Origin of the sequence: Anaerotignum lactatifermentans DSM 14214 (assembly GCF_900142265.1) — a bacterium.
Lineage (GTDB): Bacteria > Bacillota > Clostridia > Lachnospirales > Anaerotignaceae > Anaerotignum > Anaerotignum lactatifermentans.
In genome coordinates, this window is the sequence record NZ_FRAH01000029.1 from 1 (window position 1) to 26,170 (window position 26,170).

The following is a 26,170-nucleotide window of genomic DNA, read 5'->3' on the forward strand; positions in this document are numbered from 1 at the left end:
ATGGGGACGTCTGGAACGGTCACGCAGGGAATCCCAAGAGCCATCATAGCGGTTTTTCCAGCGATAAATATACTGGCGGTTGGTCTTATATTTTACGGCCGCTTTGGTAACTCCATATCGTTCAGCGTATTTAATAAGTGATAGACGGTATCTCATATCTTGTGTTATACTTGCCATGCGAGGATGCTCCTTTATGTATTTTTGTTTTGTGGTGATTCAAATATAACACAAAGTGAGCCTATCCTCGCTTTTTAAATATTCAGTTGTAACACATGTATTGTAATCCTACAGCTTTCATCTTGCTTTCCTTGCGTGAAATCTTGTAACTTGGTAGGAAATATGATAAAATACTCTAATGCGAATCATTTCGCAGACAACAATCGAACATCGGTGGCGCAAGGCGCCTTTTAGGAGGATAAAAAATGGCAAAAAGACAAATCAGAATCAGTACAGATGAGGTTTTGCGTAAAATCTGCAAACCTGTCAAAGAAATCACACCCAATACATTGACACTGCTGGACGATATGGCAGAAACCATGTACGACGCAAACGGCGTTGGTCTGGCTGCGCCTCAGGTAGGCGTTTTGAAACGCATTGTTGTGATCGACATCGGCGATGGTCTGGTAGAACTGATCAACCCTGTCATCGTAGAAGCAACAGGTTCTCAGATCGACTATGAAGGCTGCCTGAGCGTTCCCGGCGCAAGCGCACGTGTGGATCGTCCCGCTTATGTGAAAGTGGAAGCTCTGAACCGTGACGGTGAAAAAATCATCGTGGAAGGGGAAGAATTGATGGCAGTTGCACTGTGTCATGAATTGGATCACCTGGATGGGATATTATATATTGATAAGGCTCTGCCCGACGAAGACGAAGCATAAGGAGGAATTGCCATGCGCGTAATTTTTATGGGGACTCCCGATTTTGCGGTGCCTTCTCTGGAAGCGCTGCTGACAAAGCATGAAGTGGTGCTGGTGGTGACACAGCCTGATAAGCCCAAGGGCAGAGGGAAAAAGATGGTGCCTACACCAGTGAAAGCATGTGCTTTGGAACATGGTATTCCTGTTTTGCAGCCAGAAAAAGTGAAAGAACCGGAATTTGTGGAACAGCTCCGTTCTTATGAACCGGATCTGATCGCTGTAACAGCTTTTGGACAGATTCTGTCTGAACCCATTCTGGAAATGCCTAAATACGGCTGTATCAATGTTCATGGTTCTCTGCTGCCTAAGTACCGCGGTGCGGCACCGATGCAGTGGTCTATCATTGACGGGGAAAAGGTGACAGGTATCACCACCATGTATATGGCAAAAGGTCTGGACAGCGGTGATATGCTGCTGAAAGCGGAAGTGGAAATCACAGATGAAGACACTTTTGCTACCATCCATGACAAAATGGCAGTGACAGGCGCAAACTTGCTGCTGGATACACTGGATCAGCTGGAAGCCGGTACGCTGGAACGGATTCCGCAGGATCATGATGCGGCAACATACGCACCTATGATTACAAAAGAAACCGGTCATATTGACTGGAGCAAAAACAGACAGGACATCATCAATCTCATTCGGGGATTGAATCCAGTTCCGGCGGCATATACCATTTATGAGGAAGAGGTTTTGAAGATTTTCGGCGCAGTAATTTCTGATGTGCAGTCCGATGACGCAGCCAATGGGGAAATTGTGGCTGTGGTGAAAAAAGGCTTTGTTGTCAAATGCGGTGACGGTTGTCTGCTTATTACAGAAGTGCAGGCACGCGGCGGCAAACGCATGATGACAGACGCATATCTGAGAGGACACGCAATGAAAGAGGGCATCCTTTTGCAGTAAGACTTTATGATTCTAGGAACTGAAAAAGGAGGAATCGCACCATATGTTTTTTTATGGATATAACATGGATTATGTTTTTTTATTGATCATTGCCGTTGTCTTGGCTGGTATGGCACAGGCAAAAGTATCGTCTACCTATAACAAGTATTCCCGTGTGCCTAACAGACGCGGGCTGACAGGGGAACAGGTAGCGGCACAGATGCTCATACAGGCTGATATTCACGATGTACGTATTGAACGCGTGGCTGGTCATCTGACAGACCATTATGACCCCAGAACAAAGACGCTGCGCCTTTCTTCCGGCGTATATGATGGCAGAAGCGTAGCGGCACTTGGCATTGCTGCCCATGAAACCGGGCACGCTATCCAGCATGACACAGGCTATGTGTTCCTGGTGCTGCGCAGCACATTGGTACCTTTGTCCAATCTGGGCTCCACACTGGCTTGGCCTTTGATTGTCATTGGTTTGCTTTTTGGGGGCAGTTCATCCAATATGTTCATCACATTGGGCATTCTGTTTTATGCCCTGGCAGTATTGTTTACCATTGTGACACTGCCTGTGGAATTTAACGCATCTTCCAGAGCGCTGCATATGCTGGAAGACCAGTATTTCCTGGATGCGGATGAAATGGGCGGCGCAAGAAAAGTGCTTTCTGCGGCAGCCATGACTTATGTAGCAGCGGCGGCTGTAGCAATTTTGCAGCTGCTTCGTTTGATTGCCATTTTTGGCGGCAGACGGGACGACTAATCACGAATGAGAAAAACGGATAAAATCCAAATCATCAGGGTTTTATCCGTTTTGTATTTTTTACGGGTTTTTCGGCGCAAACCGTGAAAAATGGCGAAAAATATTGATGTATGGCGAAAAATCCCGTATAATAATAAGTTGATAAACCAACGGAAAAAAGACAGAAGGGAATTTGAAATGAAATGATCCAAATCAATCCCAGAGAAGTAGCGGCGGAAGCCATGGTACAAATTTTGGCGGAAGGCGCATATAATAATACGGCGCTGCGGCGTCTGCTGCGGCAAAACGGAGCCATGTCCCAGCAGGACAGGGCTTTTGTGACAGAAATCGTCAATGGCACACTGCGGAATATTTACTATGTGGACTATGTCATTGACCAGTTTTCCAATACGAAATTAAGTAAAATCAAGCCTTGGCTGCTGGCGGTGCTGCGTACAGCGGTGTATCAGATGCTTTTCATGGATGTGCCTGATAATGCAGCCTGCAATGAAGCGGTGAAACTGGCAACGGCGAGAGGGTATCAATCCCTCAGCGGTTTTGTCAACGGCGTTCTTCGTGCCATCGGCAGAGGAAAAGAAGAAATCAAACTGCCGGAAAAAGGAACAGCGGAATATCTCAGTGTTGTGTATTCCCATCCCCTGTGGCTGGTGAAAATGTGGGTGGCATATTATGGCTACGAAAAGACAGAAGCGCTTTGTCAGGCAGATAATGAAGCACCTGATGTGACCATTCGGGTCAATACTTTGAAAACAGATGCGGAAACACTGGCAAAACAGCTGGAGGAAAAAGGTATCACTGTGCGGCAGGGAAGTCTGTGGAAAGATGCACTGCATTTGAGCAGAACAGCGGATTTGGGACGGCTGGCAGAATTTCAGGAAGGTCTGTTCCATGTGCAGGATGAAAGCTCTCAGACAGCAGTGGCTGTATTAGCCCCCCAGAAAGGCGAAAAGATTTTAGATCTTTGTGCGGCGCCTGGAGGAAAAACATTCACCATGGCGGAACGCATGGAAAACAGCGGCGAAATCCACGCCGGCGATATTTACGAACATAAAGCGGAACTCATTGCGGACGGTGCACAGCGTCTGGGCATTTCCATTGTGAAAACATCCGTCAGAGATGCTTCTGTGGAAGACGCTTCTGCCATTGGAGCTTATGACCGTGTGCTGGCAGATGTGCCTTGTTCCGGGTTGGGGCTTCTGCGGAAGAAACCGGACATCCGTTTGAAAAAAGACGGCAGTGAAATTGACGCACTGGTGGGCATCCAGCGTCAGATTCTGGAACAGGCGGCGAAATACGTCAAAGACGGTGGTGTGTTGGTTTACAGCACTTGTACTTTGAGCCGCAAAGAAAATGAAAAAAATGTGGAATGGTTTTTGCAGAACCATGAATCCTATAGATTAGAAGATTTGGGACAATATTTGCCGGAATCTCTGGCAGCGGAAGGTGAAAAAGGCTATATCACCCTTTTCCCTCAGTCCCATCATACAGACGGGTTTTTCATTGCCCGCCTGCGGAAGAAAGGAATGTAAGTATGGCAAAAACAGATGTGAAATCCATGACGCTGGAAGAATTGCAGCTGTTCATGGGGGAATTGGGTGAACCGAAATTCCGTGCCAAACAGATTTTTGACTGGCTCCATCAAAAACAGGTGGATACTTTTGCCGAAATGACGAATCTTTCTCAGAAACTGCGGGAAAGATTAGAACAGGAAGCAAAAATCGGCGGCGTGGAAATGGTGGAACGGCTCCTTTCCAAAGAAGATGGCACCAGAAAATACCTGTTTGCCTTGGAAAATGGCTCCATCATCGAAAGTGTTTTGATGCAGTATGATTATGGGAATACGGTCTGTGTTTCTACACAGGCAGGGTGCCGTATGGGCTGCAAATTCTGCGCTTCTACATTGGACGGCGTAGAAAGAAGCCTGACACCGGCGGAAATGCTTTCTCAGGTTTACACCATTCAGAAGGATTTGGGACAGCGGATTTCCGGCGTGGTGCTCATGGGCAGCGGCGAACCGCTGGATAACTATGACAACGTGCTGCGGTTCATTCATTTGCTGAACGACCCGGCAGGGCAGAATATGGGACAGCGTCATATCACACTTTCCACTTGCGGACTCATTGAAAAGATGTATCGTCTGGCAGAGGAAAACTTACAGATTACCTTGGCAGTTTCCCTCCATGCGCCTAACGACGAAATCCGCAGAGAAATCATGCCTGTGGCAAAGGCAAATCCCATGGAAAAACTCCTTGGAGCATGTGTGGATTACGCAAACCACACAAAACGGCGCATCACATTTGAATATGCCATGATTCAGGGGGTCAACGACAGTGATGCCTGTGCCAGAGAATTGGCAGACAAACTGCGCCATACCCTTTGTCATGTAAACCTGATTCCCATGAATCCAGTAAAAGAAAGAAACTTTACCAAGAGTTCTACAGACCGCGTGCAGCGTTTTGCGCACCTGCTTCAGGAACACGGAGTGGAAACTACCATCCGCAGAAGACTGGGCAGCGATATTGACGCGGCTTGTGGACAGCTGAGAAGAAAATATATGCAGAAATAAAAAATCAGACGGCTTTAGACGGGGAAAAAGCCTTAGGAGGTGGAAAACGTGAAGGCAGTCGGAATCAGCGACATCGGAAGATGCCGCAAAAATAACGAAGATGCTTATTATTTGGCGGAAGAAGATGCACCGCTGCAGCATTTGTATATCGTCGCAGACGGTATGGGGGGATGCAATGCCGGCGAAGTAGCAAGCAATGGTGCCATTGAAGCCTTTGTGGATTATGTGGCGGAACATAAAGAAATACAGGAAATTCCGGATTTGCTCACAGGTGCTTTTCAGGCAGCCAACAAATCCGTATTCGATCAGTCCAATTCCGCATTGGAATTTGCAGAAATGGGAACCACTATGGTTGCAGCTGTAGTGGATAACGGAAAAGCCTATGTAGCCCATGTTGGTGACAGCCGCGCGTATTTGATGCAGAAAGAGATTTTGAATCCTTTGACTACTGACCATTCTTATGTGATGGAACTGGTGAAACTGGGCACCATCACCAAAGAAGAAGCAGCAGTGCATCCAAAACGCAATATCATTACAAGGGCTGTCGGTATCAAAGACACAGTAGAAACGGATATGACCATCGTACCAGTGGAGAAAGGAGACCTGCTCCTGCTCTGCACAGACGGTCTTTCGGGCATGCTTTCTGATGAGGAGATGGCTCAGATGCTGCGGCAGAAAGAATCCGTGAAAAGGAAAGCTGAAAAATTAGTGGAAACAGCAAATCTGCGAGGCGGTTATGACAATATATCCCTCATTTTGATAGAAATTTAGGAGGTAACGACTGATGTTATTGAATCCGGGTTCTGTCCTTGGGGACAGATACGAAATCATAGAGAAAATCGGTTCAGGGGGCATGGCGGTGGTTTACCGCGGCAAAGACAAGAAACTGGATCGTTATGTGACCATCAAAGTTTTGCGGGAAGAATTTATTGGCGATGAAGAATTTATTGAACGTTTCCGTTCGGAAGCATGTTCTGCCGCAAGACTTTCTCACCCGAACATTGTCCGTGTGTATGATGTAGGCGAAGATGGAGATATCAACTATATCGTTATGGAATACATTCATGGGGATACGCTGAAAACAGCCATTCGAAAGAAAGCACCTTTCGATTCCCGTTCCACCATTAATGTAGCCATCCAGATCGCATCTGCCCTTTCTCAGGCACACAAAGCACATATCGTACATAGGGACATCAAACCCAAGAACATTCTGGTGGGAACAGACGGCGTAGTAAAGGTAACAGACTTCGGCATTGCCCGTGCTGCCCGTGCCGCAACCATGACAACCACAGCCAATGCAGCAGGTTCTGTACATTATTTTTCTCCAGAACAGGCAAGAGGCGGCTATGTGGATGAAAAGAGCGATATCTATTCTCTGGGTATCACTATGTTTGAAATGATTACCGGCGTACTGCCTTTTCAGGGCAACAATTCTGTTTCCATTGCACTGAAACATATCAATGAGGAACTGCCGGATATCCGTCAGTATAATCCAAACTGTACACCTTCCTTGGAAGGCATCATCAAAAAGGCAACCATGAAAAAAGCCGATGAACGTTATGCAAATATCGACCTTTTGCTGGCGGACCTTATGCGTGCCAGAACAGAAGTTGCCATGAATGCAGAACAGGAACACCGTGCAGAAGCGAAAGAAAGAAGCCATGCAGTGGCAGCTGGCACAGCAGGCGCAGCGGCGGGAGCGGCAGCTGGTATCCGTATGAGCAGACGTGCAGAAGCGGCAAAAGAGCTGCGGGAAGCGCAGGAAAGAGCAGAAGCAGAACGCGCTAGAATCCGCAAAATGGAAGACGAAGCAGTGACAGCAGAAAGTCCTCTGGTACATAGACGGGCAGAAAGTGGCTCTCATTTCCGTGAAAATATACCTGTGGAAAATCGTGCTGATGATGCTACACGAAAAGCAGACGAAAACGAAATCGATCTGATTCGCTTCAAAAAGAATGAAGAAGCGCCAGCGGCAGAAGAACCTCAGGTTGAAGGCGATGTAAATACACCGCTGGTAAGCTTTGAAAAATATGGCAAACGCCTGAAGATTTCCAAAGACGATAATTATGAAGGCGAATATATGGCAGTAGAAGAAGTGAAGAAAAGCAGACGTCCTGAACGGAAACGCCGCAATCCTCGGAAAGAAGAGGAGTACGACAACGAACGGGATCGTAAGGCAGAACGCCGTGTTATTGCAGCAGCTATTGTCACAGCCATTGTGCTCATTGTGATCATCAGCTCTGTTGGACTGCGTGTACTGGGCGGCTTCAAGGGCTTTGGCAGCGGTGAGAAAAATATTGAAACACCACAGTTCATTGGCATGACCTACGAAGAAGCGCAGGCAGAAGCAGAAAAACTTGGTCTGAAACTGGTAAAAGAGGGCGAGGACTACAGCAGTTATTATGATGAAGGTCTGATCTTCTGGCAGAATGTAGACCCTGAAACCATGGTAGCAGGCAATACGAAGATTGGTGTCAAAGTCAGCATTGGTTTGCAGGAACAAGAAATGCCCGATGTACTTCATAAGTCTGAAAACGATGCAAAAGAAGCCATCATTAAACTGGTAGGTACTTCACCTGATATCGTATATGAAGAAAGTGACGAAGTAAAACCTGGTCACGTTATTTCCCAGAATCCAGAAGAGGGAACAAAGATTAATGCTCATACCCATATCACACTGACTGTATGCAAGCCGGAAGAAGGCGGCGATGTAGTAGTGCCTGATGTACAGGGCGATACAGAAAACAGCGCGGTACAGAGTTTGACAGCCGTTGGTTTGACTGTCGGCAATATTTCCTATCTGGAAAGCAGTACGGTACCAGAAGGCAAGGTTATCACACAGACATTGACACCGAATTCCGAAGTACCTAGCGGCAGCGTGGTAAATCTGGTTGTCAGCAGCGGTGCACCAGCACAGGAAGAACCTGAGGAAGAAGAACCACCTAGAGAAGGCGGCAGCGGTCAGCCGGCTGATTCAAACAGCACCAGCACCCAGTACTTCACCATTACAGCACCAGAAGGCGCTGGTGATACGGTCCATGTCAAAGTTGTAAAAACTGACGCTGAAGGAACTACAACCGTTATTGATGAAACAAGAAATCTGTCTGACTTCCCCTTCAGTATTGCCGTAACAGGTACTGGCAGCGGTACTGTCACCGGTACAGTGGATGGACAGACAACATTGTCCGAAAACGTAACCTTCTGAGAATAAGGAGTAACATATGTTGGATGGAGTGATTTTGAAAGGAATCGGCGGATTCTATTATATTGATACGGTGCAGGGCGTATATGAATGCCGTGCCAGAGGGATTTTCCGTAAGGAAGGCATTCGTCCGACGGTTGGGGATTCCGTGCAGATTTCTGTGCTGGATGAAGCCAACAAAAAAGGAAGTCTGGATGTGATCCTCCCCAGAAGAAATGAGCTGATCCGTCCCAGAGTTTCCAATATTGATCAGGCGGTCATTGTCTTTGCGGCAAAAAGCCCCAATATGAATCTGGATCTGCTGGACAGGTTTTTGCTGCTGGCAGAAGAACAGGAACTGGATATTGTCATTGTCATCAATAAGATTGACAGAGATAAACAAAACAAATATGAGGATGCTGCTGCTCTTTACAGAGCGGCAGGCTATCCTGTCATCTGCACCAGTGCGGAAAAGGGCATCGGCATCGAGGAACTGCGAAAAGCATTAGAAAATAAGATTTCCGTATTCGCAGGTCCTTCCGGTGTAGGGAAAAGCAGCCTCATCAACGCCGCTTTCCCCGGTCTGGAGCTGAATACAGGGGAAATCAGTGAGAAAATACAGCGCGGTCGTCATACCACCCGTCATGCGGAACTGATTCGTATTACAGAACAGAGTTATATCGTGGATTCCCCCGGGTTCACCTCTCTGTTCCTGAACCATATCCCGTCAGATAAATTGCAGTATTATTTCCGGGAATTTCAGCCTTTTCTGCACAAATGCTATTACAATGGCTGTGTGCATATCAATGAGCCGGACTGCGCCATAAAGGAGCAGATCGGCGAAGCCATTGACAGCCGCAGATATGAAAGATACAAAATGCTTTATGAGGAACTGGAAAACGAAAGGAGAAACTAAAATGGCTATTTATTTGTCCCCTTCTATGCTGTCCATTGATTTCACAAAGGTAGGCGAACAGCTGGCAATTGTGGAACAGGCAGGGGTGCCTTATATCCATCTGGATGTAATGGATGGTGTGTTTGTACCCAATATTTCTTTTGGGATTCCCGTCATCAAGGGGATTCGCAAAGCCAGCAACATGGTTTTTGACGCCCATCTGATGATTGTAGATCCGGAGCGTTATGTGGAACAGTTCCGTGACGCTGGCGCTGATATCATCAATTTCCATGTGGAAGCCACCAAAGACCCTGCGGGCTGCATTGCGAAGATCAAAGAAAGCGGTGCAAAAGTAGGTATCACCATCAAGCCCAAAACACCAGTGGAAACCATCAAACCTTACTTGAAAGATGTGGATATGGCGCTGGTCATGACCGTAGAACCCGGTTTTGGCGGTCAGAAATTCATGGCAGATCAGGTGCCTAAGATTGCTCAGCTGGCAGCATGGAAAAAAGAAATGGGTCTTTCCTATGACATTGAAGTTGATGGCGGCATCACACTGGATAACGTCAGAGAAGTGCTGGATGCAGGCGCCAATGTCATCGTGGCAGGCTCCGCTGTGTTTGGCAAAGAAGACATTGCCGGCGCAGCAAAAGGTTTTATGGAAATTTTCAAGGAGTATGAGGCAAAATGAAAGCAGTATTGTTTGCAGGGGCAGCCATAACGGATTACAGTTTTTGTGAGAAGTATTTGCAGGATGCAGATTGCATCATCTGTTGTGACGGCGGCATGCACCATGCAAAAGCCCTTGGGATTACACCGGATTACATCGTGGGGGATTTTGATTCTGTGCGACCGGAAGTGCTGGAAGAATACCGGAATATGGGCATTTCCATTCGTCAGTTTCCTACCCACAAAAATGAAACAGATATGCAGCTTGGCATGCTTCTGGCGTTAGAGCTGGGAGCAACGGAATTGGTGCTCATTGGAGGGATTGGCGACCGTTTCGACCATACCCTTGCCAATGCTCATCTGCTGTTGTATCTGTTGAAAAAAGGCGTTCGTGGCATTCTGGTCAATGAGAAAAACCGTGTGGAACTCATTGATCAAGAAGTCACCCTTCATGGACAAGCAGGGGATTTGGTTTCTACCATTCCTTTGAGTATGCTGGTGGAATGTGTGACACTGGAAGGTCTGGAATATCCGCTGGTAGATTATGATCTGGCACTGGATGATAAACTGGTGGCTGTCAGCAACGTCATGATAGGCACTGAAGCAAAAGTGAAAATCCGAAAAGGGTATCTGTTTGTCATGCAGACAAGAGATTAAAGAAGAAAGAGGGAACGGCAAAAGCAGATTCCTCTTAAGAAAACATACAGATAAAATCTAGTAAAAATAAGAAAGCTGAAAGCCTTTGTATTGTAAGGATTTCAGCTTTCTTTGTTTTCTTATGAAGAAGCCCCTAATCCGTACCTACTTTTTTTGTTGGTGATACAGGCAAATTTGCTGTCCTAATGGCATAACATGAATCAGGTTGGTTTGTGGAGGGATTGGATGGCAACCATTAGCCTATGTATGATTGTAAAAGATGAAGAATTGACCTTGGAACGCTGTCTGCAATGCGCAAAAGGTTTTGCCGATGAAATCGTGGTGGTGGATACGGGTTCTGTGGACAGGACAAAGGAAATTGCGGAGAAATATGCGGATGTGGTCTGTGATTTCCAGTGGTGTGCCGACTTTGCGGCAGCCAGAAATTTTTCTTTTTCCAAAGCCACAAAGGATTATTGTATGTGGCTGGATGCCGATGATGTGGTACCGGAGTCAGAACAGAAAAAAATCGTGGCACTGAAAGAAAAATTGGAGAAAACGAAAGCAGATGTGGTGATGATGCCTTACGATGTGGCTTTTGACGCAGGGGGAAAGCCGACGTTTTCTTATTTCCGGGAACGGATTGTAAAGAACACGGGACGTCCTTTATGGGAAGGACGGGTACATGAAGTCATTACGCCTTACGGAAATATCCTCCATGAGGATATCCACGTGGAACATCGAAAGGAAAAAGCCTATGACACAGACCGAAATTTGCTGATTTATGAAAAGATGCGAGCAGAAGGCTGTGTATTCAGCCCTAGAGAGCAGTTTTATTACGCCAGAGAATTATATTACCATGGACGATATGGAGAAGCCATAGACGAATTTCGTGTATTCATGGGCAGGGAAGGGGCATGGCTGGAAAACAAGCTGGAAGCCTGTCGGCAGATGGCAGTTTGCTATGGTCAGCTGCAAAAACCACAGGAGCAGTTGGAAGCTCTGTTTTATAGCTTTACCTTGGATTTGCCCCGGGCGGAAACCTGCTGTGATCTGGGACGGTATTATTTTGATAGACAGGCATGGAGAGAAGCCGCTTTCTGGTATGAAACAGCTTTGCGAGTGGAAAAGCGAAAAAATGGCGGCGGTTTTATCCGGGAGGACTGTTATGGGTATCTACCTTGCATCCAGCTCTGTGTCTGCTATGACCGTTTGGGACGACGGGAAAAAGCTGTTTCCTATAACGAAATGGCAGCAGTATTCAAGCCGGAGGACAGGGCTGTGGCCTATAATCGAGCGTATTTTGCAAATGTATCCAAAGCATAAAAAATGGCACTGCCTTTTTGCGGCAGTGCCATTTTTTTTACATAAAGATTTGCCTTACAGCAGTGTTACGCCTGCTGCGCTGCAAACGTCGATGGTTTCCTGATCCCAGATAGAGGACTGCACTTCGCCGATGTGGGCTTTGCCCAACAGCAGCATGCACAGACGGGACTGACCGATACCGCCGCCGATGGTGCAGGGCAGTTTGCCTTCCAGCAGCATTTTGTGATATGTCAAGGCGCGTCTGTCGTCACAGCCAGCTTTTGTCAGCTGTCTGTCCAGAGATGCAGCGTCTACGCGGATACCCATAGAGGAAATTTCCAGTGCGTTGTCCAAAATGGGGTTGTAGAACAGCAGGTCGCCATTGAGCTGCCAGTCGTCATAGTCAGGTGCACGACCATCGTGGCGTTCGCCGGAACGAAGAACGTCACCAATCTGCATGATGAATACAGTTTTGTATTCTTTTACAATGGCATTTTCTCTTTCCTTTGGTGTCAGGTCAGGATATTTGTCTTCCAGTTCCTGAGAAGTGATGAAAGTAACTTCTCTGCACAGTTCTGTTTTGATGCGAGGATATTTTTTCTTCAGCACTTCCAATGTGTCGCAGATGCAGATCACAATACCCTGTACAGTGAATTTGAGTTCCTGAATGTTGCGTTTTTCCGGTGTGATGACTTTTTCCCAATCCCACTGGTCAACATAAATAGAATGGAGATTATCCAGGGTTTCATCACGACGAATGGCATTCATATTGGTATACAGACCTTTGCCGGGACGGAAGTCGTAGCGGTAAAGAGCCATTCTTTTCCATTTTGCCAGAGAGTGTACTACTTCAGCAGTTACGCCAGTAGCAGGCACTTCAAAGCTTACGGGACGTTCTACGCCGTTCAGATTATCGTTCAGTCCTGTGGAAGGATCAACGAACAAAGGCGCGGATACCCGTTTCAGATTCAGTGTCTGAGACAGATGTTCTTCAAAAGTCTGGTGAATCAGACCGATTGCGTTTTGTGTTTCATATAAAGTAAGTACAGACTGATAGCCTGCGGGAATATATGTTTTACTCATGAAAACCCCTCATTTCTCCTGTGATATTTCATACCTATTCAGCATATCATAAACGGCGGATTTGTCAAGGGATGGGGCGTCCTTTGCGGAAAAATCTCCCCTTTGAGCTGCTGTAAAACGGAAAAAGGAATATGGAAAATAGGTTTTTCTGAGGAAAAAAGGACTTGACAGTTAATTCCTACACTTGTATGATATAGTAAAACATACAAGTGTAGGAATTGAAAGGAGGGAGCCTTATGCAAAAGCTTCCCGATACGGAACTGGAGATCATGCAGGTGATTTGGAAGGAAAACAGAGTGCTTTCCACTTCGGAAATCAAAGAAAAACTGGAAATGAACCGCCCATGGAATGTGTCAGCCCTTCAGACACTTTTGAATCGGCTCATTGAACGTGGATTTCTTTCCAGCCATAAAGAGGGAAAAAACAGATATTACGAAATCACTGTGAAAGAGGAGGACTATCTGGCTTTTGAAAACAGCATGTTTTTGCGGAAAGTCAATGCCAACTCTTTGACAAAACTGGTAGCGTCTTTGTACCGCAGCCACACCATTTCCGATGCGGATTTAGATGACTTGGCGAAGTTTATCGAGGAGAAAACAGGAGGTGCATGAGTATGTTATGGGAAACCATGATACAATGGGCACCTGTGGTGCTGCGCAGATGTTTTGATGCCGTCTGGCAGGTGACGCTGCCTTGGATGATCACCATTTTGCTCCTGATGTTGCTGCGTCCTTTTCTCCTGCGACGATATAGCGTGAAGTGCTACTTGAATTGTATGAGAATCATGATGGGGCTTCTGATTATGTCCATGACTGCATACAGCGGCAACGCTTACTGGCAGATTCCGGGACCGGATACGTTGTTTTCTCATGAAATGCAGGAAAGCCAAATGGAGGAAGAAAGTTTGCCTGTCGTTTCTACAGAGGAAAATTTTGCCAAACAGCAGGAAACTTCCGTAATGCAGACACAAAACCAGCAACAGACAACAGAAACACCTGTGCCAACAGCAAAGCCGGAGAAACAGACATTACCAGAGCTGTATCAAATCTGGGCGGTGGGGATGGTATTGTTCCTGTTGTTTCATCTGGTGCAGTATGGGCGTATGCAATGGTATCTCCACAAAGGTAGAGAAAAGATTACTGACCCGGCACTGCTGGAGAGTTACCAGCAGCTCCATAAAGAAATGCCGATTTTGGTTCGAAAGCCACGGATTTATTGCCATCGAGGTCTGCCCAGCTCCATTTGTGTAGGGTTGTTCCGCAAGACCATATATGTGGATACCCAGGACAGGGATCTGGAAGAAATGAAGTGGGTGCTGCGTCATGAGCTGTACCACTGTGATAATGGGGATATGTTGGGCAGATGGGTTTTTCTGGTGACACAGTCAATGCACTGGTTTAATCCCCTCATGTATTGGCTCATTGACCAGCTGGAATGGAGTACAGAACTGGAATGTGACGCAAAAGTGGTGGAAGGAGCGGATTTGCAGGCACGCAAGGCGTATAGCATGGCAATTTTGAACAGTATTCGAGAAGGAAATCGGAAAAGAGCCAGATTGTCCACGGCTTTTGTGGAAAATCGAAAAACACTGGAAAAAAGATTGGAGGCGATTGTGGATATGCAGCAAAAGAAACCAGGACGAATCATGTCTTTTTTGATCACCGGAATGGTGATATTCTGTTTTACCTTTGTAGGATGTACGCCTGTGGAATCGCAGCAGACCACAGAAGCCGTGCAGACGGATTTGACACGAGAATTGTATGATGCCAGAACGCCTTACATCGGCAGTGCTTCCGATGTAGGAAAAATACTGGGGCTGCTGCCATTGCCAAATGGGCTGACAACGCATGAAGAAGGCATGGAACTGTTTACAGACGAAGGAAGTCCTTTTGGTGCCAAACAGCATTTGATGTTCACAGAAGCCACTACAGAAGCGGAAAAACAGGCTTTGCTTTCCAATACAGATCAGCTGGAGCGAAATGCGTATCTGTTCTTAGCATTGGTGGATAATGCGGATTTTCTGGAATATAAGATACACGATACCCCTACAACGGAAAGTGTGACATTCCGTTTCGATAGACAGATGGCGGAAAAATATTATGGTGATATAGACCTCCGTTCTTTTACGTCAGATTTTGATACATTTGCCGCTTTTGTGGAAGAACTGAATATCCTTTTTGACTGCCCCTTTACAGAAACGTTGGAAACAGCAGGTCGTGAAAACTGGGTGGAAAATTATCAGACAGCCATGGAGCTGGTACAGAACATCAGCGCAGAAATGCCTTTGCAGGGGGATTTTGCAGCATGGGCAGACCAGATGCGGCAGTCAGAAGCGTTTGCACAGCTTGTGGCATTGGGAGATGATGCGTTGATTTATTGCCTGATGCAGATGCCCGGTGGTACAGATACAGAAAGTTATGTGACCATGCTGGCGGCGGATGAATTGGCTTACGGCAGCAGAAGAGATGGCGCAAGCTTTGACGAAACGCCGGAAGAATGGTATCAGGTTTACTGTGCACTGGATTCTCAGTATGCAGTGCATTTCTATAAAGGTTTGGAACAGGAGTATGCAGATATGCCCGAAGCGGAATATCTGTCTTTATCCAAAGAAGCAGCCCGTTCCCGAGTAACATCTAAAGAAACGGCAGTGCAGGCAGTATACAAAGCCCTCTCTGATTATATGGAAGAAGATAAATTGAACGGACATGAATTGGTGGTCTTTGCGCCATTGGTCTTGGATGTGGCAGAAACAGAGGACACGCTGCAAGTATGCTGTGTGGTAGGCGATGACAGATACCGCATGAATCGCGTAGGAAATCAGGGGTATTGCCTGCTCAATGAAGGCGGTTCCCGGGTGCCTGCCCGTTTGGATTTTGTGAAGGAACAGGGAGAATGGAAGCTGGAAGAAATCCATTGGGCAAAAGATGGCAGCGGATATGCTCTTTCTATCGAAGAACTAGCGCCCAATGAAGAAGTCGCACAGAAAATGATTGATTTCGACAGCGACGATATGACGCGCCTGCTTTATGACAATTTGATTCAGTACATGAATGTGACAGATACCTCTTACATGGTTTATGATATGGGGTATAAAACAGAAGATTTACAGCAGGAACTGCGGCAGTTTTTACAGCTGGCATAAAAAAGTTTTCGCTAAGTAGTTTTTTTCTTGATTTCTGAAGGGAAATTGGGACGGTTGTTTTCAAAAGAAACGAAATCTAGTATAAAAATAATAGCCGGAATCGTCTGTTTGCAAGGATTCCGGCTATCTTTCTGCAAGGTATGTCTTTCTTCTATATTGCAAATGATGCCATAAAAAAGATAGCCCAGAGGAATGCTTTTGTTTAGTGGATGCTTTTCTATAAAGTGTGCTTTATCGCTGTAGCCTGGCATCTTTTAGGGAGAAAACAGAAAAAAGGGGATTAGGGGTATCTTCATAAGAAAACAAAGAAAGCTAAAAGCCTTATCATGACAAAGGATTTTAGCTTTCTTATTTTTTATTAAGATTTTTTGTTATGTTTTTTATGAAGTCAGCCGCCGCAATTCCCCTTAAGAAATCAAGGAAAAGAAAAATCAATGTTTTTTTAAGGGGAAGTTGCTTTATTACTTTTTTTTTAAGATATACAAAATAAATTGTATGCTATATACAAAAAATGAAATCTATTGTAGAATATAGAAAACTTAAATTGGAAAGAGGCTGGAAAACACAGCAGAAAAGTGTAGTATTTTGAAAAGGCATAGATGAAAAGGGGGATATTTATGGACGAAAGATATGATGAAAAGAATCAGGGGACTTGGGCAAACGATGCGCAAATGCCAGATATCCTAAAAGACGGAAATATTCTGGCAAAGGAAACCGCAAAAAAAGAGCAGGCGGAAGTTCTGGGGAAATGGCTGTGGATATTGTTCTGGCTGATCATTCCCAGTGCCATTGCAGGTATTTTGAGCAATGAAAATCTCGTTGGCAAGGAATCAGGTGTTTATATTTTTGGAACCCTCTTGTCCATGGTTGTAGGGATTTTGTACGGCGTGATTCTGCTGCCTATGAGAGGTGTAGAAGAAAAATATCGTATAGCTGGTATCTTCAGCATTTTAGCTGCGGTGTTATCCATGGGTTTGGAAGTGATTCAGGTGGAAAGTCCGTTGATGGTTCTTGTCATTGGATTGCCTACGCTGATTTTGGGTTTGATCGCAAAATATTATGAATTCCATAGCCATGCGGCAGTGCTGCGGGAATTTGATCTGGAGTTTTCTCAAAAGTGGCTGACATTGTGGAAATGGTATTGTGTGATTATTGCGGGAATGATTGTGAGTACGTTAGTTGTCTTAATTTCTTTCTTGCTGGCAGCGCTCCTCATTTTGGCATTTACCATCGGTACCGCTGTCATTGCCATCGTGCAGCTGGTTTATCTGTATAAGATGGCAAAACTTTTCCGACAGTATGCTTAAACAAAAAGAATGTCGTTTAGAGGCGTCTTCATAAAGAAACATAGAAAGCTGAAATTCTTTATAAATAAAAGAATTTCAGCTTTTTTGTTGCAAATAGATAACAAATATTACACGAATGTATCAAAAAATGTACAGATTTCTTAAAACAGCAGACAAAAAATGGGTTTCTGCTATACTGAGTTTAGAAGCAAACGGAAAGGAACAGAAAAGGGGGGCATATATGAAAAAGGGAATTTGTATTTTGCTGAGCAGTGCCTTGCTTATGGGAACGGTGCCTGTGTATGGAAATGATGTGGAACAGGTGACACATACTTATCGGGCAGAAGTTGGCACGAAGAATTTCTATAAGGATGATGTCTTGCAGACTTTGGACACGGAAATCTATTTGAAAGATGGCTATATGATGCTGCCGGTGCGGACATTTTTTACAGCGGTGGATGAAAACGCCCAAATTATATGGGACAGAGAGAAACAGGTGGCAACGGTATGGATGGGGCAATATCCTATCCGATTGGATGTGCCGCAAAACGAGATAGCTGCGGCGAGTGTAAATATAAACGTATCCGGCAAACTGGAAGTGAAAGAGGGGCGTTTGTTTGTACCCCTGCGAAACTGGCAGGAAATCCTGAAACGATGCAACTATGAAATGGATGAGGACAGCATTGTCTGGGACAGTGAAAAAGGCGAAGCCATTGTGAAAGTTAGTGAATATGTCATCAACAGAGAACAGGAGTTGGTAAAGACAGAAATCACGGGAAAAGGTGAGACCCCTGTTTATCTGGTGGAGCCTACAGAAGCATATGATTTTATCTGGAATGCAGGTGACGGTTATTTCATTGCGGAAAACTACAGTGATGAAAATGACCAGAAGATTTTTGACAGTACTGGCAAGGTGCTTGCCACATTTGCACCCGGAACAGCGCATCATGTTGGATATTTGGGAGAAAACCGTTTCTGTGTTTATGAGTATGAAGGGAAAGAACGCCCGGCATATGTAGTAGATGCCAAAGGAAACAAGTTGTTTTCCGCAGACTATGACCAGATTTGGTCCTATGCCGAAGGATTGGCATTGGTTCGGGAAAAAACGGAAAATGGCTACCGGTATGGATACATAGATACAGAAGGAAATTTGCAGATTCCCATGAAATATGGTTCGGCAAGATCTTTTTCAGAAGGACTGGCACCAGTATCCATGAGTGAATCTGGCATTGGGCAGTATGGCTTCATTGACACAAAAGGGAATGTGGTCATTGAACCGAAATACCGCTCTGCAGATCCTTTCCGGGAAGGTTTGGCACATGTGCAGGCGATTTCCGGGGAAGGGTTTATCAACCATCAGGGAGAAGAAGTGGTTCCGCCTCAGTATGGTTTTGTCAGTAATTTCCAAAACGGTACCGCTTTTGCCGTTACAAAAGATCAGAAGCAGATTCTTGTCATTGATAAAACTGGGAAAGAAGTCAGAAAGTTATTGGAATCTACAGATGCATTATCCTATTTCTATTTCCCGGAAAGTGATTTGATGGAAGTAGATTATCCGCAGGGGTACCAAGGTACTGGGCGATACTATGACAAAAACGAAGAAATTTCCAGAGAAACCTATGAACTTCGGTCTGGTTTTTCAGAAGGGCTTTCTGCTGTCCTTGATAAAGAAACAGGAAAATATGGTTATGCAGATGAACAAGGGAATGTGGTCGTTTCTCCGCTGTTTGATGAGGCGGAAAGATTCTCGAATGGATATGCAGTGGTGAAACAGATGATTCCAAATGAAAATGGCACAAGAAACGTAAAAGTAGGGGTTATCAAAAATCCTTTGATGAAATGATACATAAGGGGGAATTTTACATGAAAAAAGGGTTTTGTATTTTGTTGAGCAGCGCTTTGCTTTTGACAGGGACAGTACCGACATGGGCAAAAGAGGAACGCTTATTACAGGAGCCTCATGTGTATCGTGGGATAGTTGGTACGACAAATTTTTATAGGGACGATGTCTTGCAGTCTTCGGATGCGGAAATCTATCTGAAAGACGGCTATGTGATGCTGCCAGTGCGGACATTTTTTACATCCATCTATCCTGACGCACAAATCTATTGGAATAGTGTAGACCAGCAGGCAGGGGTGATTCTGGGCGAAAGTTCCATATTTTTGTATGTGAAAGAAAATAAGATCGTTGTCAATCGCGAAGAACAGCCTGTGGTGGGAAAAATGGAGGTGAAAAACGGTCGGTTGTTTATTCCTCTACGGAACTGGCTTACCATATTGAATCAATACGGATACCAGTTGACAGATGCAGACTTTCATTGGAACAGCGCAAAACAGGAAGTGGCTGTAACTGTTCCGGAAAATCAGATTATTTATGAAGAAAATCTAAAAACACCTGTCATTTCCGGCGAAGGACAGGCACCGGTCTATGCGGTGGCGTTGACGGATACCTATGATGAAATAGTAAATTTGGGGGATGGATATTTCTTTGGAATCAATGATATGAAAGACCATTTCAAACGTACTTATGATATTTTGGACAGCAGCGGAAAAGTAAAAAGCCATTTTGCGCCGGGAGAAATCTTTGAAATGAGATATCTGGGAGAAGGAATGTTCTGTGTATACACAGAGAAATGGGAACAGGAATACGTTATGGATGAAAATGGGCAGAAACAGTTCGATGTGGTTTATGATTCCATAAATGATTTTCAGGAAGGACTGGCATGTGTAAGGGATGAAAAGGACGGTCAGACAGTGGAAGGCTATGTTGATGCAAACGGAACGTTGCAGATTCCTCTGCAATTTGCAAGTGGCGGATACTTTTCTGAAGAACGGGCAGTGGTTCGCGATTTGGAAACAAGGAAATATGGTGTGATCGACAAGAAAGGAAACTATGTTGCGGAGCCCAAGTACAAGTCTTGTAAAAGTTTTCAGGATGGTATGGCTTTAGTACAGACAGAACAGGGATATGGCTATATCAATCTTCAAGGGGAAGAAGTCATTGCACCCCAGTATGTATGGGCATCCAATTTCAGTGATGGCACAGCTTTTGTACAGGAAGAAGAAAATGGTCCGGTATGGCTCATCAATACAAAAGGTGAAAAAGTTAGGAAAATTGCAGATCAGTCAGGAGAGTTTTATGGTAATTGTGCGGATTGTTTGCATATATCCCAGTTTGTGATGCTGCCTTCTGGTGAAGGAGATAGAGTTGATCGTTATTATGATAAGAACGGGGAAGTTTCCATGGAACAGGACAAACTGCTTAGAGATCTTTCTGAAGGGATGTCACATGTACTGGATGAAAAGACACAAAAATATGGCTATGTAGACGAAACTGGGAAAATGGTCATTTCTCCTGTATTTGATGAAGCGGAAAGATTCCAAGATGGATATGCGGTGGTAAAAGTGCAGGATCAATGTGGTATTGTGAAAAATCCGCTTTTGCAGAAATGATGCTGCATCACAATAAGTTATATTTTTGACAATAAATGCAGATAAAAAAAGGTATGGTTTTACATCCATACCTTTTTTATTTCCATCAAAACCTTATTTTATAGGGATTTTTCCCTAGATAAAAGGGGATTGTTTCGTTGATTCGAAAGAAAAACTATGGTAAAATAATATCAAAAATATTTGATTTATTGGTATATCATTCTATGATATGCGGCACAAAGGAAAGAAAACATTGGGGAGAGAGTGACTATGGATCAGAAAAAGGCGCTGCATGTGCTGGCGTATGAACACATCAAAAACATGGTATTGGAAGGCAAAATGGAGTATGGTGAAATCTATTCGGAAACCAAGATTGCCAAGGAAATTGGGATTTCCCGTACACCTGTCAGAGATGCCATACAGTATCTTTCTCAGGAAAAATACATTGATATTTTGCCAAACAAGGGATTTTGCCTGCATAAAATGGGCATACAGGACTTTGTGGATACCAATCAGATTCGTACAGCCATTGAGGGATACTGCGGAAGAGAAATTGCCCAGAAGGCGCATTTGGAAGAAACAAAGGAAACTTTTGACCTGCTGGAATCTTTTTTGAAACAGCAAAAGGAAGCGTTGGAACAGGAGTCAGTGACGGCTTTTTTTGAAGCGGATATGCAGTTCCATATTCAATTGGTCAGCCATATTGCCAATCGGGAACTGAACAATCTTTTTGGCACTTATATGTATCGTATGCGTAATCTGGCGCTGCATTCGCTGCATGTGCCGGGACGTATGGAAAAGATATATCAGGAGCATTTGGAGATTTTTGAAAACATGAAACAGGGCAATATGATCCAGACTTATGAAAGCATTGTGTATCATATGGAAAGCCCCAGAAATATCAGTATAGACGAAGATTAAAAAAGCAGGTATTCCCAAAAGGGAATACCTGCTTTTTATATAGAAGAGATGTTTTAATCAAAAAATCATTACATGAAGAAACTCAGTACCAGTACCTCAATGACACCTACAACCCATGCAATGGTGGAGGTTACAGACCATGTGATCAACTGGTCTTTTGCTTCTTTGACACCCAGTGTACGGTTTACAACCCAGAAATAACTATCGTTGAAGTAACCGAAGAACAGGGAGCCTACGCAGCAGGCGATGCTGCCCAGCAGAGGGCTGACACCGGAAGCGACGATGATAGGAGCAGAGATACTTGCGCTGTTGTCATTGCAACTGTACCGGAGCCCTGAATGAAACGCATCAGTATGGAGATGATCAGAGGCAGGATGATGATGGGGATAGCCGTCTGAGACAGACCTTCCGCAATGTAAGTGCCCAGACCGGAGTCTTTGATGATCTGACCCAGGGCACCGCCGCCAGTAACCAGCATGATGATACCAGCAGACATCATACCTTTTTCCATTTCAGACAGTGCTGTGTGACGATCCAGATTTCTGCCCAGACCGAAAATAGCAACCAAAAGACCCAGACCAACGGCTACGATGGGCTGACCCAGGAAGATCAGGATTTCCATGGGACCTGTTGTTTTGCCCAAAGCAGAAGCGATGGTGTTGATCAGAATCAGTACAATGGGAACGATCAGGGGCAGGAAGGACTGCAGTGTGCTAGGCAGACCTTCTTCTTCCATTTTGAATGTGTCTTCATATGTAGGTTCCTGATAAGGCATAGATACAAATTCGTCGTCTTCATTGGGAATCTGATAGTATTTTTTTGCTCAGGTACAATCTAGCATAAGCAATACATGCGATTGCCATGGGGATTGCCAACACGATGGTCATCAGAATGAATTTACCAACGTCAACGCCAAAGATACCGCATACGCCCAGAGGACCGGGAGTAGGAGGAACCAGAGAGTGGGTAATTACCAGACCAGCTGCCAGTGCAACACCCAGCCCGATGACAGATTTTTTCGTTGCTTTGGAAATCGCTTTTGCGATGGGGGAAAGTACCACAAACCCAGAGTCACAGAAGATGGGGATGGATACCAGGAAGCCTGTCAGAGCCAGGGCTTCTTCTTCTCTCTTTTTGCCAAAGAGTTTCAGGAAGGTGAATGCCATTCGCTTGGCAGCCCCCGTTACTTCAAATATCTGCCCCATCATGACACCGAAGCCGATGATGATACCAATGCTGCCCAGTGTACCGCCAAAGCCAGTGGTGATGGAATTGATGATGCCAAATGTTTTTCCGTCGTCTAATGTGATGTTTGTCAAAGGCATGCCGCCGACAACACCAACGATGATGGTAGAGATGATCAGTGCCAAAAATGCCTGTACTTTTGTTTTCAGTACCAAGAAAATCAGTACGATAATACCAATGGCAAGACCTAATAACATTCTGTCGCCGCTTAATCCGCCGATCATTGTCATAACCTCCCTTAAATAAATACGTGATTATTTGGTGAAATAAGGTGCATATTTTGCTGCCAGCAGAATGGCTTCGATCATGCTGACTGCGCTTACTTTCCCAGTGCCGGCAATATCAAAGGCTGTGCCGTGGTCTACGGAAGTACGCAGGATGGGCATGCCGTTTGTGATGGCAATGGTTTTTTCGAAGTCCAGAGTTTTGGTGGCGATATGTCCCTGGTCGTGGTAGAGGGATAATACGCTGTTGTATTTGCCGATGGCAGCCTGATGGAATACGGAGTCTGCGCCAATGGGACCTACAACAGGGTAGCCTTCTGCCTGCAATTCTTCTACGGCAGGGATGATTTCGTTCACTTCTTCCCAACCGAACAGACCATGTTCCCCGCTGTGAGGGTTCAGACCGGCAATAGCCATGGTGCCATCCTGTACGCCCAGTTTCCGCAGAGCTTCCAGGCAGCGTTTTACATAGTCTTTGATTCTGTCTTTTTTGATCATGTCCAGCATATCCCGCAGGGAAACGTGTCTGGTCAGGAAGAAAACACGCATGCCGTTTGTTTCAAACATGGTCAAAGGATCTTCTGTGTTTGTCAGTGCGCCGAAAATTTCAGTGTGACCGATGAAGTTGATGTTTCCGGCTCTCAGAGATTCTTTGTTGATGGGTGTTGTAGCAACGGCATCCACTCTGCCAGCATTGGCAAGGGCAATGGATTTTTCAATATAAGCAAAGGCCGCCTGACCGCACATGCTGTTGACTTTGCCATATTCGAATTTTGTCATATCTACGTTATCCAGATCAATGAGGTTCAGAACGCTGGGGCGGAAATCGCCGTCTTCGGGTTCTGTGATCACATGAACGGTAATATCTGCGCCAGTGATTTCGATGGCTTTGTCGATGATTTTTTTATCGCCAATGACAACACATTCAGCGGCATCGAAAACTTCCTGGGATGCAATAGATTTTACGACAATTTCGGGACCAACGCCCGCAGGATCTCCAAGAGGGATCGCAATTCTAGGTTTTTTATTCATGGAAATTCCTCTCTTTCCGTTTGTTTTTTCTTTAAATGTAAAGTTTTTCTTTCAGATAGGTAATGCAGCGGTTGATGGCATCCCGTTCACCCTGACTGCCGCCTTTTGTGATGATATGGATGCCTGCGAATGGACCTGTCAGGAACTGACCATAGGCTGCCAGAGGTAGTACTTCGTCAGACAGGGATAATCCGGCGGTCTGGAATCTTTTGCAGACAGCTACGGTCACATCGCCGCCGCTGGTATACAGACCTTTATATTCCGGCTGTGCTTGGAAGATGCCATAAGCGATTTCCGCGAAAGCGGAGTTGATTTTATCGGTCACATCATCCATGGAGCAATGATATTTTTCCATATAAGGCTGGAAATCAATGCGGTTTTCGGGATAGATGCCGTCACCGGTTACGGTAGAAACGGTATTAAGGTGACTGACTTCCAGAATTTCATGGATTACCCGCTGAATTTCTGCGCTGCGCTGTTCTTTGCTTTCCAAAAGTTCTCTTGTTTTCACAAAGACGTTATGGATGAGCTGAGACAGCCACAGTTCTTCCATCTGTGCTTTTGTATTGGGATTCACGCTGCCGACAACAGCCAGAATCCGGTTTTTCTCTTTTTTCTGAGTGGGTGTGATGAGTTTTCTGGATAATGTTGCGGTGAAAACGCCGGGGTCAACAGCGACGATTTTCAGCTTGCTGGTGATGGTAGCATCGGCAATCAAATCCAGATCTTCCTGGGTGACACAGTCAACCACCAGAATCCGGCAGCCTTCTGCTACGTGAGCTTTCATCATATCTGCCAGATAATGTTTGCCATGCATCAGGTCTTTCATGAGAATGGATGCTGTTTTGTATTTGCTTTGCTCCTGAAACAGCACTGCCGGTTCCGAAACTTTGACAGGTGTTTTCGGGTCAATGGCAATATCTGTTTTATGCAGAGGCAGACCATTGACCAGCATATAGCCGCCGACAACGATTCTGCCGGAAGCAGGGAAGCAGGGCGCAACAATGGCGATATAATCCTCTCCCAGACAATCCAGCATGGCATCGGTTTCACTGCCCAGATTGCCCCGTAATGTGCTGTCGATGCGGTTGGAGTATACTTTGACAGCATCGTCTTTCAGGAGGCTGCAAATATTGTATACCCGTTCATAGGCAACTTCCGGAGCAACACCGCGGCTGTCGGTGGGATAGATCACGCAGTCACAGTCTTCCAATGCCTGCAAATCCATGCTTTCTGTATTCATGACCGTATAGGCCTGATAATTCATTTTTTTTAAAAGAACGCCGGTGGCATTTCCGCCGGTTAAGTCATCTGCGATTACAACACATTGTGGCATGGGAATCTTCTTTCCTTGACATGATTTCTGTCAGTTGGTTTCTTTTGTATGTCAGATTTTGCGGAAAGAAAGGGGACCTTGCTTGGATTCGATTTCCCAAGCCATTCTTGCGCTTTCTTCCAGTTCTTCCAGGCAATAGAAGGCATCCAGCAGATTTTTGCCCCCTACAATAGGTCCGTGGTTTTCCAGCAAGAATCCGTCACTGCCGGAAACACACTGGCGGAAAGCGGAAAACAGTTCTTCAGAGCCGGGCTTTCCGTAGGGAACCAGTCCCACTGTACCTAATTTCATTTTCAGGTAAGGGGTGTACTGGGGGATGCAGTCTGTGCGGTTTTCATGTACGGCACAAGACCAAAGGGTTGCGTAAAAGCTGTGTGTATGAATGACAGCCTGGATGTCCTCGCTTTTTTCATACATCATTTTGTGCAGCGGAAATTCCTTGCTGGGCTTTGGACCGGAAATCCATTCTCCATCCAAAGTAAGTACGGAGAAATCTTCTTCTTTCAAAGTACCAAAGCAGGTTCCGCTGCCGGTGATATAAATACGATCCTTCTCTTTAAAGCTCATGTTTGCAGAGGAGCCGGTGGCTTTTCCCCTTTCAAACAAGCTGTGTGCAATCCATACTGCGGTTTTCAGATTTTCCATT

General features: G+C 45.3%; 22 protein-coding genes and 1 pseudogene. 17 read left to right on the plus strand and 6 right to left on the minus strand.

Annotation, left to right across the window (positions count from 1 at the left end):
* On the minus strand, nucleotides 1–177 hold a 177-nt coding region (locus BUB35_RS09060; RefSeq protein WP_143158967.1), incomplete at its 3' end, for a helix-turn-helix domain-containing protein.
* Nucleotides 178–422: 245 nt separating this feature from the next.
* Here BUB35_RS09060 and def point away from each other — a divergent pair.
* The 11 genes from def to BUB35_RS09115 all read left to right on the plus strand — a co-directional run bounded on the left by def (nucleotide 423) and on the right by BUB35_RS09115 (nucleotide 11,844).
* A complete protein-coding gene (gene def / locus BUB35_RS09065; RefSeq protein ID WP_022255619.1) occupies nucleotides 423–878 on the plus strand; it encodes a peptide deformylase in 456 nt (151 codons plus the stop codon).
* A 12-nt stretch (nucleotides 879–890) separates the two neighbouring features.
* Nucleotides 891–1,820: a methionyl-tRNA formyltransferase gene (fmt, locus tag BUB35_RS09070; protein WP_072851052.1), complete on the plus strand. Its 930-nt coding sequence runs from the start codon at nucleotides 891–893 to the stop codon at nucleotides 1,818–1,820.
* 43 nt (nucleotides 1,821–1,863) lie between these two features.
* A complete protein-coding gene (locus BUB35_RS09075; protein WP_072851054.1) occupies nucleotides 1,864–2,568 on the plus strand; it encodes a zinc metallopeptidase in 705 nt (234 codons plus the stop codon).
* A gap of 182 nt (nucleotides 2,569–2,750) precedes the next feature.
* Complete coding sequence (gene rsmB, locus BUB35_RS09080) at nucleotides 2,751–4,097, plus strand: 16S rRNA (cytosine(967)-C(5))-methyltransferase RsmB (protein ID WP_072851056.1); 1,347 nt, start codon at nucleotides 2,751–2,753, stop codon at nucleotides 4,095–4,097.
* Between the two features lie 2 nt (nucleotides 4,098–4,099).
* Nucleotides 4,100–5,134 carry a dual-specificity RNA methyltransferase RlmN gene (gene rlmN, locus BUB35_RS09085; RefSeq protein ID WP_072851059.1) on the plus strand — a complete coding sequence of 345 codons (1,035 nt, stop codon included), beginning with the start codon at nucleotides 4,100–4,102 and terminating at the stop codon, nucleotides 5,132–5,134.
* Nucleotides 5,135–5,182: 48 nt separating this feature from the next.
* Entirely contained in the window at nucleotides 5,183–5,905 is a 723-nt protein-coding gene (locus tag BUB35_RS09090) for a Stp1/IreP family PP2C-type Ser/Thr phosphatase (RefSeq protein WP_072851061.1), read from the plus strand.
* A 13-nt stretch (nucleotides 5,906–5,918) separates the two neighbouring features.
* Nucleotides 5,919–8,339, plus strand: a complete 2,421-nt coding sequence (locus BUB35_RS09095) for a protein kinase domain-containing protein (RefSeq protein ID WP_072851063.1) — start codon at nucleotides 5,919–5,921, stop codon at nucleotides 8,337–8,339.
* A gap of 16 nt (nucleotides 8,340–8,355) precedes the next feature.
* Nucleotides 8,356–9,231, plus strand: a complete 876-nt coding sequence (rsgA, locus tag BUB35_RS09100) for a ribosome small subunit-dependent GTPase A (protein ID WP_200777589.1) — start codon at nucleotides 8,356–8,358, stop codon at nucleotides 9,229–9,231.
* Between the two features lies 1 nt (nucleotide 9,232).
* Complete coding sequence (gene rpe, locus BUB35_RS09105; protein WP_072851065.1) at nucleotides 9,233–9,904, plus strand: ribulose-phosphate 3-epimerase; 672 nt, start codon at nucleotides 9,233–9,235, stop codon at nucleotides 9,902–9,904.
* Nucleotides 9,901–10,539: a thiamine diphosphokinase gene (locus tag BUB35_RS09110; protein ID WP_072851067.1), complete on the plus strand. Its 639-nt coding sequence runs from the start codon at nucleotides 9,901–9,903 to the stop codon at nucleotides 10,537–10,539. Before rpe ends, BUB35_RS09110 begins: the two co-directional genes overlap by 4 nt.
* 225 nt (nucleotides 10,540–10,764) lie before the next feature.
* On the plus strand, nucleotides 10,765–11,844 hold the full coding sequence (locus BUB35_RS09115; RefSeq protein ID WP_072851069.1) for a glycosyltransferase family 2 protein: 1,080 nt from the start codon (nucleotides 10,765–10,767) through the stop codon (nucleotides 11,842–11,844).
* Nucleotides 11,845–11,898: 54 nt separating this feature from the next.
* Here BUB35_RS09115 and asnA read toward each other — a convergent pair whose 3' ends face one another.
* Nucleotides 11,899–12,906, minus strand: coding sequence for an aspartate--ammonia ligase (asnA, locus tag BUB35_RS09120; protein WP_072851071.1), 1,008 nt, complete (start codon nucleotides 12,904–12,906; stop codon nucleotides 11,899–11,901).
* A gap of 236 nt (nucleotides 12,907–13,142) precedes the next feature.
* On the opposite strand from asnA, the gene BUB35_RS09125 reads away from it, so the two are divergent.
* From BUB35_RS09125 to BUB35_RS09150, 6 genes are all read left to right on the plus strand, one after another.
* Nucleotides 13,143–13,517: a BlaI/MecI/CopY family transcriptional regulator gene (locus BUB35_RS09125; RefSeq protein WP_072851073.1), complete on the plus strand. Its 375-nt coding sequence runs from the start codon at nucleotides 13,143–13,145 to the stop codon at nucleotides 13,515–13,517.
* A 2-nt stretch (nucleotides 13,518–13,519) separates the two neighbouring features.
* Nucleotides 13,520–16,048: a M56 family metallopeptidase gene (locus BUB35_RS09130; RefSeq protein ID WP_072851075.1), complete on the plus strand. Its 2,529-nt coding sequence runs from the start codon at nucleotides 13,520–13,522 to the stop codon at nucleotides 16,046–16,048.
* A 617-nt stretch (nucleotides 16,049–16,665) separates the two neighbouring features.
* Nucleotides 16,666–17,355, plus strand: a complete 690-nt coding sequence (locus BUB35_RS09135; protein ID WP_072851077.1) for a hypothetical protein — start codon at nucleotides 16,666–16,668, stop codon at nucleotides 17,353–17,355.
* 220 nt (nucleotides 17,356–17,575) lie between these two features.
* Nucleotides 17,576–19,177: a WG repeat-containing protein gene (locus BUB35_RS09140; protein WP_159432881.1), complete on the plus strand. Its 1,602-nt coding sequence runs from the start codon at nucleotides 17,576–17,578 to the stop codon at nucleotides 19,175–19,177.
* A gap of 20 nt (nucleotides 19,178–19,197) precedes the next feature.
* Nucleotides 19,198–20,787 carry a WG repeat-containing protein gene (locus BUB35_RS09145; RefSeq protein WP_072851082.1) on the plus strand — a complete coding sequence of 530 codons (1,590 nt, stop codon included), beginning with the start codon at nucleotides 19,198–19,200 and terminating at the stop codon, nucleotides 20,785–20,787.
* Nucleotides 20,788–21,036: 249 nt separating this feature from the next.
* Nucleotides 21,037–21,687, plus strand: coding sequence for a GntR family transcriptional regulator (locus tag BUB35_RS09150; RefSeq protein ID WP_072851084.1), 651 nt, complete (start codon nucleotides 21,037–21,039; stop codon nucleotides 21,685–21,687).
* A 68-nt stretch (nucleotides 21,688–21,755) separates the two neighbouring features.
* Here BUB35_RS09150 and BUB35_RS20105 read toward each other — a convergent pair.
* From BUB35_RS20105 to BUB35_RS09170, 4 genes and pseudogenes are all read right to left on the minus strand, one after another.
* Nucleotides 21,756–23,156 (minus strand): annotated as a pseudogene (locus tag BUB35_RS20105) (GntP family permease).
* A 30-nt stretch (nucleotides 23,157–23,186) separates the two neighbouring features.
* Nucleotides 23,187–24,188, minus strand: coding sequence for a 4-hydroxythreonine-4-phosphate dehydrogenase PdxA (gene pdxA, locus BUB35_RS09160; RefSeq protein WP_072851087.1), 1,002 nt, complete (start codon nucleotides 24,186–24,188; stop codon nucleotides 23,187–23,189).
* Nucleotides 24,189–24,219: 31 nt separating this feature from the next.
* Nucleotides 24,220–25,524, minus strand: a complete 1,305-nt coding sequence (locus BUB35_RS09165; protein WP_072851089.1) for a four-carbon acid sugar kinase family protein — start codon at nucleotides 25,522–25,524, stop codon at nucleotides 24,220–24,222.
* 51 nt (nucleotides 25,525–25,575) lie between these two features.
* Nucleotides 25,576–26,169, minus strand: a complete 594-nt coding sequence (locus BUB35_RS09170) for a class II aldolase/adducin family protein (RefSeq protein WP_072851091.1) — start codon at nucleotides 26,167–26,169, stop codon at nucleotides 25,576–25,578.
* Nucleotide 26,170 lies beyond the last annotated feature (1 nt).

Bases quoted from the DNA above. Each gene is read 5' to 3' on its own strand.
- def (WP_022255619.1), top strand. From the start codon at position 423: ATGGCAAAAAGACAAATCAGAATCAGTACAGATGAGGTTTTGCGTAAA.
- rlmN (WP_072851059.1), top strand. From the start codon at position 4,100: ATGGCAAAAACAGATGTGAAATCCATGACGCTGGAAGAATTGCAGCTG.
- fmt (WP_072851052.1), top strand. From the start codon at position 891: ATGCGCGTAATTTTTATGGGGACTCCCGATTTTGCGGTGCCTTCTCTG.
- BUB35_RS09095 (WP_072851063.1), top strand. From the start codon at position 5,919: ATGTTATTGAATCCGGGTTCTGTCCTTGGGGACAGATACGAAATCATA.
- BUB35_RS09140 (WP_159432881.1), top strand. From the start codon at position 17,576: ATGAAAAAGGGAATTTGTATTTTGCTGAGCAGTGCCTTGCTTATGGGA.
- BUB35_RS09135 (WP_072851077.1), top strand. From the start codon at position 16,666: ATGGACGAAAGATATGATGAAAAGAATCAGGGGACTTGGGCAAACGAT.
- BUB35_RS09150 (WP_072851084.1), top strand. From the start codon at position 21,037: ATGGATCAGAAAAAGGCGCTGCATGTGCTGGCGTATGAACACATCAAA.
- BUB35_RS09110 (WP_072851067.1), top strand. From the start codon at position 9,901: ATGAAAGCAGTATTGTTTGCAGGGGCAGCCATAACGGATTACAGTTTT.
- asnA (WP_072851071.1), bottom strand. From the start codon at position 12,906: ATGAGTAAAACATATATTCCCGCAGGCTATCAGTCTGTACTTACTTTA.
- BUB35_RS09145 (WP_072851082.1), top strand. From the start codon at position 19,198: ATGAAAAAAGGGTTTTGTATTTTGTTGAGCAGCGCTTTGCTTTTGACA.
- BUB35_RS09115 (WP_072851069.1), top strand. From the start codon at position 10,765: ATGGCAACCATTAGCCTATGTATGATTGTAAAAGATGAAGAATTGACC.
- BUB35_RS09125 (WP_072851073.1), top strand. From the start codon at position 13,143: ATGCAAAAGCTTCCCGATACGGAACTGGAGATCATGCAGGTGATTTGG.
- rsgA (WP_200777589.1), top strand. From the start codon at position 8,356: ATGTTGGATGGAGTGATTTTGAAAGGAATCGGCGGATTCTATTATATT.
- BUB35_RS09075 (WP_072851054.1), top strand. From the start codon at position 1,864: ATGTTTTTTTATGGATATAACATGGATTATGTTTTTTTATTGATCATT.
- pdxA (WP_072851087.1), bottom strand. From the start codon at position 24,188: ATGAATAAAAAACCTAGAATTGCGATCCCTCTTGGAGATCCTGCGGGC.
- BUB35_RS09165 (WP_072851089.1), bottom strand. From the start codon at position 25,524: ATGCCACAATGTGTTGTAATCGCAGATGACTTAACCGGCGGAAATGCC.
- BUB35_RS09170 (WP_072851091.1), bottom strand. From the start codon at position 26,169: ATGGAAAATCTGAAAACCGCAGTATGGATTGCACACAGCTTGTTTGAA.
- rsmB (WP_072851056.1), top strand. From the start codon at position 2,751: ATGATCCAAATCAATCCCAGAGAAGTAGCGGCGGAAGCCATGGTACAA.
- rpe (WP_072851065.1), top strand. From the start codon at position 9,233: ATGGCTATTTATTTGTCCCCTTCTATGCTGTCCATTGATTTCACAAAG.
- BUB35_RS09130 (WP_072851075.1), top strand. From the start codon at position 13,520: ATGTTATGGGAAACCATGATACAATGGGCACCTGTGGTGCTGCGCAGA.